Genomic DNA, 14,334 nt, shown 5'->3' with positions numbered 1-14,334 from the left:
AGCCGCCGATCTGCTTGAACTCGGCGACGCCGAAGCCGCGCGAGGTGCCGGCCGGGGTGCCCAGCCGGATGCCGGAGGTGATCATCGGCTTCTGCGGGTCGAACGGCACGCCGTTCTTGTTGCAGGTGATGTCGGCCCGCGAGAGCGCGGCTTCCGCCGCCTTACCGGTGAGGCCCTTCTTCTGAAGGTCGACCAGCATCAGGTGGTTGTCGGTGCCGCCCGAGGTGATGTCGTAGCCCCGCGACATCAGCGTGTCGGCCAAGGCCTTCGCGTTCTCGATCACTTGGCGGGCGTAGATCTTGAACTCGGGCTTCAGCGCCTCGCCGAAGGCCACCGCCTTGCCGGCGATGACGTGCATCAGGGGACCGCCCTGGATGCCGGGGAAGATCGCCGAGTTGAACTTCTTGGCCAATGCCTCGTCGTTGGTGAGGATCATGCCGCCGCGGGGGCCGCGCAGGGTCTTGTGGGTCGTCGTCGTGACGACGTGCGCGTGCGGGAACGGCGACGGGTGGACGCCCGCGGCGATGAGGCCGGCGAAGTGTGCCGCATCGACCATGAAGTAGGCGCCGACCGCGTCGGCGATCTCGCGGAACTTGGCGAAGTCCCAGTGGCGCGGATAGCCGGAGCCGCCGGCGATGATCACCTTCGGCCTGTGCTCGTGGGCCAGCGCCTCGACCTGCTCCATGTCGATGCGCTGGTCGTCGCGACGCACGGTGTAGGAGACCGGCTTGAACCACTTGCCCGAGACGTTCGGCGGCGCGCCGTGGGTGAGGTGGCCGCCGGCGGCCAGATCCAGGCCGAGGAACACGTCGCCGGGCTGCATCAGCGCCAGGAACACGCCCTGGTTCGCCTGGGAGCCGGAGTTCGGCTGCACGTTGGCGAAACCGCAATCGAACAGGCGCTTGGCCCGCTCGATCGCCAGCGTCTCTGCGATGTCCACGAACTGGCAGCCGCCGTAGTAGCGGCGCCCCGGATAGCCCTCGGCGTACTTGTTGGTGAGCACCGACCCCTGCGCCTCGAGCACGGCGCGCGAGACGATGTTCTCGGAGGCGATCAGCTCGATCTCGTGCTGCTGGCGGCCGAGTTCCTGATCGACCGCCTTGGCGATCTCGGGATCGGCGTCCGAGAGCGAGGCGGCGAAGAAGCTGTTCGAGAAGTGCTTGTCGGCGGCGGTACCGGCGCTCATGGGTGGCCTCTGTTCTTGTTCGCGGGCGGACCCGTCATCCGTCGGCGTGCACGGGCGGGCGTTGGAAGCGTCCGTTATGACACGGTCAGGTATGCCAGGCCAAGCACAGGCGAATTTGCAGGGCGCTTGAAAATTCTTTGCTCCACAACGTCGGCCGCGCGCGACGGACGCGCCGCCGACGCGGCGCAGCGTCGCAACCGCGGCCGGGCCGCGGTTCGGGCCGGCCGAACGACCGCCGGCTCACGCCGACAGGTTGGTCTCCACCAGAACCGTCTCGCTCTCGAACTCCGCCGCGTGCCAAGCCTCGGCGGGGAAGTGAAACACGCTGCCGGGCCCGAAGGTCGCCCGGCCCTGCGCGGTTTCCAGGGTGCCGGAGCCGGAGAGCACCTGCACGAACTGTTCGTGCGCGTGGCTGTGGCGCGGAGCCGACGTGCCGGCGGGCACGACGATCCGCACGAGGTGAGCCCCGCCACCGGAAATCGTGCGCTTGGCCACGCCGTTCTGGGCGACGGTCTCGTCGCGGTCGCACCAGGCGAGCAGATGTTCGCTCATATCGTCCAGGTCCATCTCCGGCCTGCCGGACAATGCAGCAGCCCCGGTCGTCGTCAAGGCTGCCCTCCTGGCTTGGCCGCTCCCGCGGCGTGCGTCACGGCCAGACCTTGATCGCCACAGGTCGACGGACGAGGTCGCGGTCCGACGTGATGGTGCAGCCCGCGGTGCGCAACGTCGCGTAGGTGAGGATGGCGGACTCGCCCGCGTCGTCGAAGTTGCGGCCCTGGGCCGCCGGATCGAGGAGCGCGGGGTAGGCGATCAGGCCGCCCGGCGCGGTGCAGGGATCGTCGTAGAGGGTGGCCCCGGCGACGAGCAGCCGCGGCACGTCCCAGGTCAGGAGGTCGCGCGAGCTGGTCCAGTAGAAGCCGGATCGCGGGAACGCGCCGCCCGCCTTGGCGTCTGCCTTGGCCATGAACACCGCGATGAACGCGCCCGTCGCCCGATGGCGCACCACCGCGCCGACCGGCGTCGGGAACGGCGCCACCGGCTTGCAGGTCTCCCCGCGCGGAGCGGTCCGGTACGGGTCGGGGAAGGCCGCGGTGAAGCCGGTGCCGGTCCAGGCGCGCCAGCGCGACGGATCGGCCGGCCTGTCCGTGCGGAACAGGCAGACCCCGGCCTCCTGCTCCCCGGGACGGTCCCAGCCGGTGGTCGAGGCGAAGACGTAGCGCCAGCGGCCGTCCGCGAAGATGTTGGAGGGATTGAAGAAGCCCCGGTGCCGGCCCTGGCCGACGTCCTGGCGGAACGGCGCCCCGGCGACCACGACCGGCGGACCCGTTCGCGCGAAGGTGCGGCCGCCATCGGTCGACGCGGCGGCGGTAATCGTGTTGTACCAGCACGCCTCGTAGGTCTTGAACCCGCAGCGGCCAGGATGCGCGTTGGCCTGATATTCGTGGTGGACGAGCGCCGCCACCGCACTGCCGTCCCCGGTCCAGGTGGCGGTGATCCACGAGCGGTCGTCGTAGAGCTTCGGATCGGACTCTTCGCCCGAGTCGAGCACCACCCGGCAGTCGAGCTTGAGGTGGTCGAGGTCCGGCCCGCGCAGCGCCCGGTTGCGGTAGTGCATGCCGAACAGCGCCACCGCGCCCGAGGCGTCGCGGAACGCGCGGGCCGAGGCGTCGGGCACGTCGGCGCCGTCGCAGGCATCGCGTCCGGCCTTGAACACCACCGTGGGCGGTCCGGTGAGGGTGAGGCTCGACAGCGGCGGCTCGGGCGCGGCGAGCGCCGCCCGCGTCAGGCCGAGAAGTGCGAGGAGCGCGAGGCGCATGGCATCGACCGGTGAATGCGTCCGGCCCGCGCCTGGACAAACCCGGACAGACTCTGTTGAGAACCGTTACAGATCTGCGCTCCGGCGCCGTGCGCCGCGCCGTCCTCCACAGCCATGAAGGCCATCCATGCTGATCCTGATCCTCGGGCTCGTGCTGTTCCTCGGCACGCACGCCTTCTCGATGCTGCGCGCCAAGCGCGCGGAGGTTGTGGGGCGGGTGGGGGAGGGCCGGTACAAGCTCGGCTACACGCTGCTCTCGCTCGCGGGCCTCGTGCTGATCGGCATCGGGTTCCACGCCTATCGCGCGGACGGCTACATCCCGGTCTGGGACCCGCCGGTGTGGACGCGCCACATCGCGCTGCTGCTGGTGCTGCTCGCCTTCATCGCACTGGCCTCGGCCTACCTGCCGGGCCACATCCGGGCGCGGGCCAAGCACCCGATGCTGCTCGCGGTGAAGATCTGGGCGACCGCGCACCTGCTCGCCAACGGCGACCTCGGCTCGATCCTGCTGTTCGGCGGCTTCCTCGCCTGGGCGGTCGCCGCGCGGATCAGCGCCAAGCGCCGGGCGCTGACGGCCGGTCAGGTCGTGGCCGCCCATGGCGGCGAGGCGGCGGCGCCCGCGGGCTGGCGCAACGACGCGATCGCGGTGACCGTGGGCACACTCGCGTGGTTCGTGTTCGGCCGCTACCTGCACTACCCGGTCATCGGCGTGTACGCGTGGCCGGGCTTGGCCTGATCCGAGGGTTGGCGCGATCCCGGCCACGAGCCTCGCCGCCAAGCGGCTTCGTCTCCGCCTGAAATTCAGGGTCGGTCAGGGGTCATCCGCAGCGGGAATGCGGGACGCGGAACGTTCCGTGAGGGCCAGTGCGGGGACGCTCACGCGTTCGGAATCGCGCTGGTCTGGCCAAGCTCCGACTTGGTGCCGTCGCTCGGTGAGCGACACCGCAATTTGACGTATTTGTCGTCGCGTTCCGATGTGGAATGAGCCGACGATTCCGTATTCGGCCAGCGGAGAAAGTTCTGCGGCGGCGCCCTACAGACAGGATGAATGCGAAGTTTTGTTTCGTGTGTCCTGTCGAAGGCAAGGTCACAGCCTATGATGAGTTTGGTATAGGACCCGATATGGAAACGCGCCTTGCGGATGCCGTGCCTGTCGGAGCGGCATCCGGTCCGACAGGCACGGCCGAGGTGGCCTTGGGTCGAGGACTTGCCGTCGCGGCCGTGCTCCTGGTCGCGATCGACCTTCGTCCAGGCATCGTGTCGGTCGGGCCGATCCTGCCGTCCATCATCGATGAGTTCGGGCTCTCGCACGCAACCGCCGCGTTGCTGGTCACCATCCCCGATCTCCTGATGGGGCTGCTCGCCCTGCCGACCCCCTGGCTGGTGCGGCGGTACGGACGTGATCCCGTCCTGCTCAGCGCCCTGCTGCTGCTGTGCCTCTCGACGCTGGCGCGGTCGTTCTCGGGCAACGTGACCGGCCTCCTGCTCGCGACGGCTGGCGTCGGGGCGGGAATTGCCATGGCCGGGGCGCTCATCGCCGGCTTCATCAAGGCGCGCTTTCCGACGAAGGCGGCCATGATGATGGGGATCTACGCCACCGCCCTCTCCTTCGGCAGCACCATCTCCGCCGGCGCGACGGGTCCGGTCGCGGCCAACGTCGCGGGCGGCTGGCGCGTGGCGTCGGGGATGTGGAGCCTGCTCGGCCTCTTCGCGATCGTCGGCTGGCTCGCCGTCGCGATCCGGGAGCATCGCCACCGCGCGGCGGCAGGCGGCGTGGTCCGCCTGCCGTCTCACCGGCTTCCGCTCGGCAACCGCACGGCTTGGTTCATCGCGCTGTACTTCGCCTGCGACAATTTCCTGTTCTACGCCCTGCTGTCGTGGACGGCGCCGATGTACCGCGAGTACGGCCTGTCTCCCACCGTGGCCGGACTCGTCCTCGCGAGCTTCACCGCCGTCTTCATGTGCGCGAACCCCGTGTTCGGGTGGCTGAGCCGGTCGGAGGACCGGCGCGTCGGGTTGGCCGTCAGCGGTGGTCTCACGACCCTCGGGCTCGTCCTGCTCGCGCTTGCGCCGACGACGGCCCCCTTCGTCGTCATCCCGATCTGCGCCTTCGGGCTCGGAGGGGGCTTCACGCTGGGCATGACCTTGCCGCTCGACAACACCCACAGCGTCGAGGAGGCGAACGTCTGGAACGCCTTCGTCCTGACGGTGGGCTACCTCATCGCCGCCGGCGGGCCGTTGCTGGTCGGGATCGTGCGGGATCTGAGCGGAGACTTCCGGCCTTCGATCTGGCTCCTGGCCGTCGTCGGCGGCGCCATGCTGCTGCTCAGCCCTTTCCTGCGACCGCATCACCAGCGATCGCAGGTTCAGGTTCCCTGACATCCGAGAGCTCGCCCGGTCCCGAGCCGGCCACGAACCCGCGGCTGCCGGAGCCGGAACGTCAAACCGGGATTCGGCCGGCCACGCCTTGCGGTCGCCAAGCCGGTCCCCCTGTGCTAGGCGCGGGGCCTGCGAGACGCTGAGGTCGTCCGGCCCTGCGGGCCGGGCCGGGATACGATGGCCGAGAACAACGAGTTCATCCGCGAGGTCAACGAGGACTATCGCCGCGATCAGGTCGCCGAGATCTGGCGCCGCTACAGCGGCGTGATCATCGCGCTCGCGATCCTGGTGGTCGCCGGCGTCGGCGGCTGGCGCACTTGGCAGAATGCCCAACGCAACGCGGCGGAAACGGCCTCCGAGCAGTTCGATCAGGCCAACCGGCTGGCCCGCGAGGGCAAGGGGGCGGAGGCCGACAAGGCGTTCGACGCGCTGGAGGCGCAGGGGCCGGCGGGCTACCGGCTGCTGGCGCGGTTCCGCTCGGCCGCCGAGACCGCCAAGCGCGACCCGGCCGCGGGCGCGGCCGCGTTCGAGGCGATCTCCGGCGACACGGCGCTCGGCGACGGGCTGCGCGACCTCGCGCGCCTGCGCGCCGCGCTGATCCGCCTCGACCTGCCCGAGCCCGCGGGCGCCCTCGCGAGCCTCCAGAGCCTCGCCGCCGGCACGCCCTTCCGCCACACGGCCCGCGAGATGCTCGGGCTGACGGCGCTCAGGAACGGCCAGTACGACGAGGCCGGGCGCTGGTTCGACCAGCTCAACGCAGACCCCGAGACCCCGCAGAACCTGCGCCAGCGCATCGAGGTCTATGCCGCCCTCGTCGCCGGCGGCGCCGTGACGGTGACCGAGGCGAAGCCCGAACCCGCCGCCCCGCCGCCGCCGATCACGCGCTGACGTCTTCCGCCTTCTCGAAACCCTCCGGCCCGATCGGATCGGAGGGTTTCGGCATTCTCCGAAGCCTGAACGCCTGCCGCTCGCGTCGGGCGGAGCGCCTTGCACCACGAATGGACCACCCCCATGGAACTGCCGACCGTCGCGATCGTCGGACGGCCGAACGTCGGCAAGTCGACCCTGTTCAACCGCCTCGTGGGCAAGCGGCTCGCGCTGGTCGACGACCGCCCCGGCGTCACCCGCGACCGCCGCGAGGGCGACGTTGCCTTCGGCGGCCTGAACTTCCGCATCATCGACACGGCCGGCCTCGAGGAGGCGGATTCCGCCTCGCTCGTCGGGCGCATGCGGATGCAGACCGAGGCGGCGATCCTGGAAGCCGACGTGGTGCTGTTCGTGATCGACGCGCGGGCCGGCATCCTGCCGGCCGACCAGCCGTTTGCCGAACTCGTGCGGCGGTCGGGCTGCCGGGTGATCCTCATCGCCAACAAGGCGGAGGGCGGGGCCGGGATGGCCGGGGCCTACGAGGCCTTCCGCCTGGGCCTCGGCGACCCGATCCCGTTCTCGGCCGAGCACGGCGAGGGGGTGGGCGAGTTGCACGAGGCCCTGAAGAACACGCTCCCCGAGATCGACCCGGAGGACGAGGACGACGGCCCCGGCGGCAAGGCGCTGCGGGTCGCCATCATCGGGCGCCCCAACGCCGGCAAGTCGACGCTGATCAACCGGATGCTCGGTGAGGAGCGCCTGCTCGTGGGCCCCGAGGCCGGCATCACCCGCGACTCGATCTCGCTCGACTGGGAATGGCGCGGACGCCGGATCAAGCTGCACGACACCGCCGGCATGCGCCGCCGCGCCCGCATCGAGGACAAGCTCGAGAAGCTCGCGGTCTCGGACGGCATCCGCGCCGTGCGCTTCGCCGAGGTGGTGGTGATCCTCCTCGACGCCACGATCCCGTTCGAGAAGCAGGACCTGACCCTCGTCGACCTCGTCGAGAGCGAGGGCCGCGCCCTGGTGATCGGCCTCAACAAGTGGGATCTCGTCGCCGACCAGCCGGGCCTGCTGAAGTCGCTGCGCGAGGACTGCACCCGCCTGCTGCCGCAGGTGCGCGGCGTCGCGGTGGTCCCGCTCTCGGGGCTGGCCGGCGAGGGCGTCGACACGCTGATGCAGGCGGTGACGGGAGCGGCCGAGGTCTGGGACCGCCGCATCTCGACCTCGCGGATCAACGACTGGCTGTCGGAGGCGACGCAGCGGAATCCGCCCCCCGCGGTGTCGGGCCGCCGCATCAAGATCCGCTACGCCACCCAGGTGAAGAGCCGGCCGCCGCACTTCGCCCTGTTCGGCAACCAGCTCAACGCCCTGCCGAAATCCTACACCCGCTACCTCGTCAACGCCCTGCGCGAGGCCTTCGACCTGCCGGGCACGCCGGTCCGGCTGAGCTTGCGGACCTCGTCGAACCCGTTCGACAAGGGCTAGCTCCCGGGGCCGTTGCGTCGTGCGCCGGGACGGCGCCCGCGGGCGCGGCGCAGAAACCGGCGCAGGCGTTGCGCGAGCCAATAGGCGCGGTGCCCGTGATGGAAGAACAGTTCCGCCAGCGTCAGCCGGCGACGGTAGAAGACGTGCGAGACGTAGCCCACCCGCGGCCCCTCGTTCTTCTCGCCCTTCGCGAGCGCGATGTCCGGCACGGTGTCGTACTGGAAGCAGACCAGTGTCCGGGTGGCCTTGAGGTTCACGTTCATGACGATCGAGTGCGCATAGTAGCTGAAGCGATCGTAGAGCGGCACGTCGCGGGAGCGTCCGCTGGCGGGGTTCGAGAACCGCATCGTCCCGTTCAACGGGCCGCGGGTCGTCATCACGGCGCGCACGAAGACGGGGCGCCCGAGATCGATCGCGAGGGACGTGTTCTCGGGGATCTCGGCATAGCGCAGCGTGATGCCGTTTCGGCGCAACTCGAACGGGCAGGGCCGATCCGGCATCGCGTCGAGCTTGAGCGGCGCGAACAGGCTCGGAAGCCTCCGGAAATGGGGGATATAGGCTGCACCGAACCGCTGCCGCCGCACGAAGTCGTAGACGTGCCTGCCGTAGAGGTCGGCGCCGGCCGGCGTCACGTGCGTGCCGTCCTTGAAGCAAAGCGCGCGTTCCGCCGCGTCGGCTCCGGCCAGACTCCGGGCGAGGTCGAGGACCGGGATGCCGAGGCAGGATTCGTAGTCGTCGAGCAGGCCGGCGACGGTCTCCGTCGCGTAGTCGACGCCGGCCTGAAACAGGTTCAGGAAGGCGACGGGGAGGTCGTGGCGCGCCGTGACCCCGAGGATCTGATCGAGATAGAAACGCAACGTCTCACGATCGTAGTAGCGCACGTTGCCGGTGAACAGTTCGAGCAGGACCGCGTCGCAGGCGATCGCCTCCAAGATCTCGTCGATCATGTAGGCGATGGCGTGAACGCTGTGGCCGCCCCAGCCGGACTTGAGGAAGATGAGATCGGCGCCGTCCGCTGCCGCCAGCGCGCCGGCCCGCTCCACGTAGCCGATCTCCTCGGTGACGCTGTAGCCGAGGCAGAGGACGCGTGCAGGTGCCATGCCGGTGCGTCCTGTGAGCGCTGCTCGGCCACCTCCCGGCCTCGATTCGACGGACGACGCGGTCATGATCGGCGCGAGGTCTCGGCTAGCCAGTCCACCACTTTGTCGAGCGCTTGCCGGTCGGTAAGTCCGGCCTCGCGGGCGGCCTCGAAGGCGGCGACCTGACCGTCGGCGCTGGTGCCCTGCGCCGCGATCGTCCGGGCGTGCGCCACCTCGGCCGTGCAGCCGAGCGCCGCGGCGTCCTCCGCGATCAGCGCGAGCAGCGCTTCGAGCGCTTCCGCGAAGGGCAGCGCCACCTCCAGCGCCTCGTCGATCAGCGCCGCCCCGACGCCGTTGCGCTGCGCGCGCCACAGGTTCTCCTCGGCCAGCGCCCGCGAGACCCCGTCGAGCCCGGCATTGAAGGCGGGCCTGCGCACCGCGAGCCGCACGAGGCAGCGGAACACGGCCGCGATCGTCAAGGCGTCGGCGAGCCGGGTGCAACTGTCGGCGATGCGCAGTTCCAGCGTCGGGAACTTGATCGAGGGCCGCAGCGACCACCACAGGAAGCTCGCGTCCCGGATCGCACCGGCGCCCGTCATGATCCGCACGTAGCGCGCGTAATCGGCGGCGCCGGGAAACAGCGCGGGCAGGCCGGTGCGCGGCAGCTCTCCGAAGGCGCTGAGCCGGTAGGCACTGAGCCCCGTCGGCCTGCCCTGCCAGAACGGCGAGGAGGCCGAGAGCGCCAGCAGCAGCGGCTGGAACGGCAGCAGCCGGTTCATCAGGTCGACGCGGCCGTCGGCGTCCGGAACCTCGACGTGGACGTGCATGCCGCAGATCAGGCTCCGCCGGCCGGGAAGGCCCACGTCGCGCAGGATGCCGCGGTAGCGGTCGCCCTTGGTCGGCAATTGCCGCGACCAGTCGGCCACCGGGTGCGTGCCGGCGGCGAAGATCAGCAAGTCGTGCTCGGCGGCGAGGTCGGCGAGCGCCCCGCGCTGCTGAGCCAGCGACGCGCAGGCCTCGGAAAAGTCCGCGACCGGCGGCGTGCAGACCTCGACCTGGCATTGCAGCAGTTCGCGCCCGATCTCGGGCAGGCGCTGGGCCGCCGCGACGTGGAACGGCTTGACCGAGCGCCGCGGCGTGCCGCGCGTCTCGGCATCGGCCAGGAAGTATTCTTCTTCGATGCCGAAGCGGTACGGGGCGGAGGTCATCGGATACTCAGGCTGCGGCACGTGCGCGGCAATGCGCCGAACGGTCCTGCTACGCCCGCAGCGCCCCGCCCACCAGCCAAGCCGGGTCGAACCAGCGGTCGGCCTCGCCGTCGTAGGGAAGACGCGTGATGTCCCAGGTCTGGATGTAGCGCGCGTAGACGTTCCACACCGCGATGCCGCCGCCGACGAAGACGCGTCGGCCGGGATAGCGCGCCAGCACCGCTTGCGGGTCCTCGTGCGAGCGGATCACGTCGATGGTGCGGTCGCGGAAGGCGAACGCGGGCACGGATGCGACCGTCTTCGGCCCGGCGATCAGCACGTGGCCCTGGGTCAGTGCGAAGAACCGCGTCACGTCTTCCACGAAGAGCGGATCGGTGTTGCCCTCCCAGGGCAGGTGCCCGTTCAGCCCGAGCTGGCCGCGTTGGCCGATGGCGCACATGCAGCGCACGTCGATCATGGAAACATCCGGATAAAGAGGCGGGCGCCGCTCGAATCCCGCCGGGACCGCAGGCCCCGGACCCCCTTAACGGGGCGCTTGCGGTGTCAGAACTTGGTCGCTCGGAAAATCGTAGATCTTGCCGTTGTCGGTCGAGGTCGGGCTCGCCAGCCGCACGAAGTGCGGGGCGAGGTCCTCCGGGGTCCTGAGCGTGTCCGGGTCCTCGCCGGGCATTGCCGCACGGCGCATATCCGTGCGCAAGGGGCCGGGGTTGAGCAGCATCGTCTTGACGTTCGTGGTCTCGTTCTCGGCGGCATAGGTCCGCACCAGCGCCTCCAGCGCCGCCTTCGAGACCGAGTAGGGCCCCCAGTAGGCCCGGCACTTGCCGGCCGCCCCCGAGGTCACGAAGATCGCGCGGCCCGCATCCGACATCCGCAGCAGCGGGTCGAGCGAGCGGATCAGGCGCCAGTTGGCCGTGACGTTGAGGTCCATCACCTGACCCCAGACCTTGGGCGTGATGTGCCCGATCGGCATCAGGTTGCCGAGGATGCCGGCGTTGCCGACGACGATGTCGAGGCGGCGCCAGCGCTCGTTGATCGCCGCGCCGAGCCGGTCGATCCCGTCGTAGTCGGTCAGATCCAGGGGCACGAGGGTCGCGCTCGATCCGACGCGTCGGATCGCGTCGTCGAGCTCCTCAAGCGCGCCCTGGGTGCGCGCCACCGCGATCACGTGCGCGCCGGCCTCCGCCAGCGCCAGCGCCGCGGCGCGCCCGATCCCGCGCGAGGCGCCGGTGACGACGGCGACGCGGCCGTCGAGAACGGTCTCAGCCATCCGCAGGCCTCAATCGGCTTCGGCGAGCATGGCAAGGCGCTTCGGCCCGGCGATCGCCAGATCCGTCAGCCCGGTCGGGTAGTCGCCGGTGAAGCAGTGGTCGGTGTACTGCGGGCAGGCCTCGTCGCGTTCCCGCTCGCCCATCGCCCGGTACAGGCCGGGGATCGAGAGGAAGGCCAGGGTATCCGCGCCGATGTAGCGGCGCATGCCCTCAACGTCGTGGGTCGCGGCGAGCAGCTTCTCGCGCTCCGGCGTGTCGATGCCGTAGAAGTCGGGGAACGTGATCGGCGGCGAGGCGATCCGGAAATGCACCTCGGCCGCACCGGCCTCGCGCATCATCCGCACGATCTTCACCGAGGTCGTGCCGCGGACCAAGCTGTCGTCGACCAGCACGATCCGGCGGCCCTCGATGGCGGCCCGGTTGGCCGAGTGCTTCATCCGCACGCCGAGTTCGCGCACCGACTGCGTCGGCTGGATGAAGGTCCGCCCGACGTAGTGGTTGCGGATGATCCCCATCTCGAACGGGATGCCGGTCTCCTGCGCGAAGCCGAGTGCGGCCGGTACGCCGGAATCCGGCACCGGCACGACGATGTCGGCCGCCGCCGGCGCCTCGCGGGCGAGTTCGCGGCCGATGTTCTTGCGCACGGCGTAGACGCTGCGGCCGTTCACCACCGAATCCGGCCTCGCGAAGTAGATGTACTCGAAGATGCACGGCCGCATCGGCACCCGGTCCGCGAAGCGGATCGACTCGATGCCGTCCTCCGAGATCACCACGATCTCGCCGTTCTCCACGTCGCGCACGAACTTCGCGCCGATGATGTCGAGAGCGCAGGTCTCGGACGCGAGCATGTAGCGCCCGTCGAGTTCGCCGATCACCAGCGGGCGGATGCCGAGCGGATCGCGGGCGCCGATGAGCTTCTTGTTGGTCAGCGCCACGATCGCGTAGGCGCCCTGGATCGCCTGGAGCGCGTCGATGAAGCGGGCGATGATGCGGGGTTTGCGGGAGCGGGCGGCCAAGTGCAGGATGACTTCGGTGTCGGAGGTCGACTGCGTGATGGCGCCCTCGCGCACGAGGTCGCGGCGGATCGAGAGGGCGTTGGTCAGGTTGCCGTTGTGGGCCACCGCCAAGCCGCCGCCGGCAAGCTCGGCGAACAGCGGCTGCACGTTGCGCAGGATCGTGCCGCCGGTGGTCGAGTAGCGCACGTGGCCGATGGCCGAACGACCCTTCAGCCGCGCGATGGTGCTGCCGTCCGAGAAGGAATCGCCGACGAGGCCGGGGCGCCGCTCGGAGTGGAACACCTCCCCGTCGAAGGCGACGATGCCCGCCGCCTCCTGGCCGCGGTGCTGCAGGGCGTGAAGGCCCAGCGCCACGATCGCCGCCGCGTCCGGGTGCCCGAAGATGCCGAAGACGCCGCATTCCTCGCGCAGCGTGTCGCCGTCCCAGTCGAGATCGGACGGGTCGGACGCGGAGCGATGTGCCATGCCGGAATCGATCCTCGTTGCCGACGGTCCGGACGAACCGGGAAGCCTTGCATCCGGCGCCGTCGACGCGCCGGTTATCTAGACGCTGGCGGTCCCGCAACCAAGCGCCCCGAGGGCGCACGGGACGGTCTTCGGGCGCAGGTCAGCGTCGCGGTGGCGTCGCGGGTGGGGTGGCCGTCTCCGTCCGGCGACCGGCCGGCGTCTCGGTCTCGGCCGGGGCCTCGACCGGCTCGTTCTGCGGCGTGTCGACCTTCGGCTTCTTGAACTGCTTCAGGAAGCCCTCGGGGTTCTCGGGCAGTTGCGCCACCAGGGCGTCGCCGGATTTCTCCAGCATCGAGCGCGAGCGGGCTTGCGCCGCCCAGTCCGGCACCTTGCCCTGGACCAGCCAGGACAGGAACACCCAGCCGATCACGCAGATCAGGAAGCCGCGGGCGGCGCCGAACAGGAAGCCCAGCGACCGGTCGACGGCGCCGATGCGCGAATCGAGCACCACGTCCGAGATCTTCACGGTGATGATCGAGACGACGATCAGGGTGCCGAGGAAGATCGCCGCGATCGAGGCGACCAGCGCCACCGTATCGCTGGTCACGTGCTGCTTCACCGTCGGCAGCAGCATCGGGTGGAGCGACCACGCCACCGCGGCCGCCGCGACCCAGGCGATGATCGCCAGCACCTCGCGGGTGACGCCGCGCACGGCCGCGAGCAGCGCCGAGATCACGACGATGCCGAGCACCACGAGGTCGAGGACGGAGAACGGCATATTGCGGATCGGATCGCTTCAGGCTGCACGCGAGCGTTGCCACGGGTCTGCGACGCTGCCGGGACGCACCATTCTATAGCCCGGACAACCTCGGCCGTCACCTTTGCGGCGCGACCATCCCCCGCTCAGAGATCGTCCGCGTCCTGGACCGCCCTTCGCCCACGTCCCGCGGCCGCCCGGCGCGGACCGCCCGAGCTGATGCCGGCCACGAGGTCGGCGATGTGGCGCAGGCTCTCCGTCGTCAGCGCGCGGTCATTGGTCTCGGCCCGACCCTGCGGCGTGAGCGCCTTGGCGAAGCCGAGTTTCTCGGCCTCCTTCAGCCGCGCGCCCGCCTGCGCCACCGGGCGGATCGCGCCGGACAGGCCGATCTCGCCGAAATAGACCGTCTCCGGCGGCAGAACCGCGCCCGACAGCGAGGAGACGAGGGCTGCCGCCACCGCGAGGTCGGCCGCGGGCTCGGTGATGCGTAAGCCCCCCGCGACGTTGAGGTAGACGTCGTGGGTGCCGAGCCGGATGCCGCCATGGGCCTCCAGCACCGCGAGCACCATCGAGAGCCGGTTCGGGTCCCAGCCGACGACGGCCCGGCGCGGCATGCCGAGCGAAGAGGGCGCGACGAGCGCCTGGATCTCGACGAGCAAGGGCCGCGTGCCCTCCATGCCGGCAAAGACCGCGGTGCCGGCCGCCTGATGGTCGCGGCCGGCCAGGAACAGCGCGGACGGGTTCGGCACCTCCGCCAAGCCCATATCCGTCATCTCGAACACGCCGATCTCGTCGGTCGGCCCGAAGCGGTTCTTCACCGCGC

General features: G+C 70.4%; 14 protein-coding genes. 4 read left to right on the top strand and 10 right to left on the bottom strand.

Annotated features, from left to right (window positions below; all coding sequences use genetic code 11):
• From glyA to ACFE8Y_RS17140, 3 genes are all read right to left on the bottom strand, one after another.
• Positions 1 to 1,186 (bottom strand): serine hydroxymethyltransferase (gene glyA, locus ACFE8Y_RS17150; protein ID WP_375465593.1); only part of this gene is annotated, 1,186 nt, incomplete at its 3' end.
• A 240-nt stretch (positions 1,187 to 1,426) separates the two neighbouring features.
• A complete protein-coding gene (locus ACFE8Y_RS17145; RefSeq protein ID WP_375465592.1) occupies positions 1,427 to 1,795 on the bottom strand; it encodes a cupin domain-containing protein in 369 nt (122 codons plus the stop codon).
• 37 nt (positions 1,796 to 1,832) lie between these two features.
• Positions 1,833 to 3,002, bottom strand: coding sequence for a hypothetical protein (locus ACFE8Y_RS17140; RefSeq protein WP_375465591.1), 1,170 nt, complete (start codon positions 3,000 to 3,002; stop codon positions 1,833 to 1,835).
• A gap of 127 nt (positions 3,003 to 3,129) precedes the next feature.
• Here ACFE8Y_RS17140 and ACFE8Y_RS17135 point away from each other — a divergent pair, with 127 nt between their 5' ends.
• The 4 genes from ACFE8Y_RS17135 (at position 3,130) to der (ending at position 7,736) form a co-directional block, all read left to right on the top strand.
• On the top strand, positions 3,130 to 3,738 hold the full coding sequence (locus ACFE8Y_RS17135; protein WP_375465590.1) for an NnrU family protein: 609 nt from the start codon (positions 3,130 to 3,132) through the stop codon (positions 3,736 to 3,738).
• Positions 3,739 to 3,983: 245 nt separating this feature from the next.
• The gene (locus ACFE8Y_RS17130; RefSeq protein WP_375465589.1) at positions 3,984 to 5,381 is read left to right on the top strand and encodes a CynX/NimT family MFS transporter; all 1,398 of its coding nucleotides are present in this window, start codon (positions 3,984 to 3,986) and stop codon (positions 5,379 to 5,381) included.
• A gap of 177 nt (positions 5,382 to 5,558) precedes the next feature.
• Positions 5,559 to 6,269 (top strand): tetratricopeptide repeat protein, encoded by a 711-nt coding sequence (locus ACFE8Y_RS17125; protein WP_375465588.1) that lies wholly within the window; start codon positions 5,559 to 5,561, stop codon positions 6,267 to 6,269.
• Between the two features lie 123 nt (positions 6,270 to 6,392).
• Positions 6,393 to 7,736: a ribosome biogenesis GTPase Der gene (gene der, locus ACFE8Y_RS17120; RefSeq protein WP_375465587.1), complete on the top strand. Its 1,344-nt coding sequence runs from the start codon at positions 6,393 to 6,395 to the stop codon at positions 7,734 to 7,736.
• Here the strand turns inward: der and ACFE8Y_RS17115 are convergent.
• The 7 genes from ACFE8Y_RS17115 to ACFE8Y_RS17085 form a co-directional block, all read right to left on the bottom strand.
• A complete protein-coding gene (locus tag ACFE8Y_RS17115; RefSeq protein ID WP_375465586.1) occupies positions 7,733 to 8,836 on the bottom strand; it encodes a hypothetical protein in 1,104 nt (367 codons plus the stop codon). The genes der and ACFE8Y_RS17115 overlap by 4 nt on opposite strands.
• A 62-nt stretch (positions 8,837 to 8,898) precedes the next feature.
• Positions 8,899 to 10,023 carry a carboxylate-amine ligase gene (locus ACFE8Y_RS17110; RefSeq protein ID WP_375465585.1) on the bottom strand — a complete coding sequence of 375 codons (1,125 nt, stop codon included), beginning with the start codon at positions 10,021 to 10,023 and terminating at the stop codon, positions 8,899 to 8,901.
• 49 nt (positions 10,024 to 10,072) lie between these two features.
• Positions 10,073 to 10,480, bottom strand: a complete 408-nt coding sequence (locus ACFE8Y_RS17105; RefSeq protein WP_375465584.1) for a dihydrofolate reductase — start codon at positions 10,478 to 10,480, stop codon at positions 10,073 to 10,075.
• Positions 10,481 to 10,546: 66 nt separating this feature from the next.
• Positions 10,547 to 11,290 carry an SDR family NAD(P)-dependent oxidoreductase gene (locus ACFE8Y_RS17100; protein ID WP_375465583.1) on the bottom strand — a complete coding sequence of 248 codons (744 nt, stop codon included), beginning with the start codon at positions 11,288 to 11,290 and terminating at the stop codon, positions 10,547 to 10,549.
• Between the two features lie 9 nt (positions 11,291 to 11,299).
• The gene (purF, locus tag ACFE8Y_RS17095) at positions 11,300 to 12,772 is read right to left on the bottom strand and encodes an amidophosphoribosyltransferase (RefSeq protein ID WP_375465582.1); all 1,473 of its coding nucleotides are present in this window, start codon (positions 12,770 to 12,772) and stop codon (positions 11,300 to 11,302) included.
• A gap of 142 nt (positions 12,773 to 12,914) precedes the next feature.
• Complete coding sequence (locus ACFE8Y_RS17090; protein WP_375465581.1) at positions 12,915 to 13,532, bottom strand: CvpA family protein; 618 nt, start codon at positions 13,530 to 13,532, stop codon at positions 12,915 to 12,917.
• A gap of 125 nt (positions 13,533 to 13,657) precedes the next feature.
• A partial coding sequence (locus tag ACFE8Y_RS17085; protein WP_375465580.1) for a magnesium chelatase domain-containing protein occupies positions 13,658 to 14,334 on the bottom strand: 677 nt, incomplete at its 5' end.

This window comes from uncultured Methylobacterium sp. (assembly GCF_964242245.1).
Classification (GTDB): Bacteria; Pseudomonadota; Alphaproteobacteria; order Rhizobiales; family Beijerinckiaceae; genus Methylobacterium.
This window is presented reverse-complemented; position numbering and strand designations above follow the sequence as displayed.

What these genes read in the sequence shown, in the direction of transcription:
- ACFE8Y_RS17140 (WP_375465591.1), bottom strand. Translation starts at nt 3,002, where the DNA reads ATGCGCCTCGCGCTCCTCGCACTTCTCGGCCTGACGCGGGCGGCGCTC.
- ACFE8Y_RS17135 (WP_375465590.1), top strand. Translation starts at nt 3,130, where the DNA reads ATGCTGATCCTGATCCTCGGGCTCGTGCTGTTCCTCGGCACGCACGCC.
- ACFE8Y_RS17130 (WP_375465589.1), top strand. Translation starts at nt 3,984, where the DNA reads ATGAGCCGACGATTCCGTATTCGGCCAGCGGAGAAAGTTCTGCGGCGG.
- ACFE8Y_RS17125 (WP_375465588.1), top strand. Translation starts at nt 5,559, where the DNA reads ATGGCCGAGAACAACGAGTTCATCCGCGAGGTCAACGAGGACTATCGC.
- der (WP_375465587.1), top strand. Translation starts at nt 6,393, where the DNA reads ATGGAACTGCCGACCGTCGCGATCGTCGGACGGCCGAACGTCGGCAAG.
- ACFE8Y_RS17115 (WP_375465586.1), bottom strand. Translation starts at nt 8,836, where the DNA reads ATGGCACCTGCACGCGTCCTCTGCCTCGGCTACAGCGTCACCGAGGAG.
- ACFE8Y_RS17110 (WP_375465585.1), bottom strand. Translation starts at nt 10,023, where the DNA reads ATGACCTCCGCCCCGTACCGCTTCGGCATCGAAGAAGAATACTTCCTG.
- ACFE8Y_RS17105 (WP_375465584.1), bottom strand. Translation starts at nt 10,480, where the DNA reads ATGATCGACGTGCGCTGCATGTGCGCCATCGGCCAACGCGGCCAGCTC.
- ACFE8Y_RS17100 (WP_375465583.1), bottom strand. Translation starts at nt 11,290, where the DNA reads ATGGCTGAGACCGTTCTCGACGGCCGCGTCGCCGTCGTCACCGGCGCC.
- purF (WP_375465582.1), bottom strand. Translation starts at nt 12,772, where the DNA reads ATGGCACATCGCTCCGCGTCCGACCCGTCCGATCTCGACTGGGACGGC.
- ACFE8Y_RS17090 (WP_375465581.1), bottom strand. Translation starts at nt 13,532, where the DNA reads ATGCCGTTCTCCGTCCTCGACCTCGTGGTGCTCGGCATCGTCGTGATC.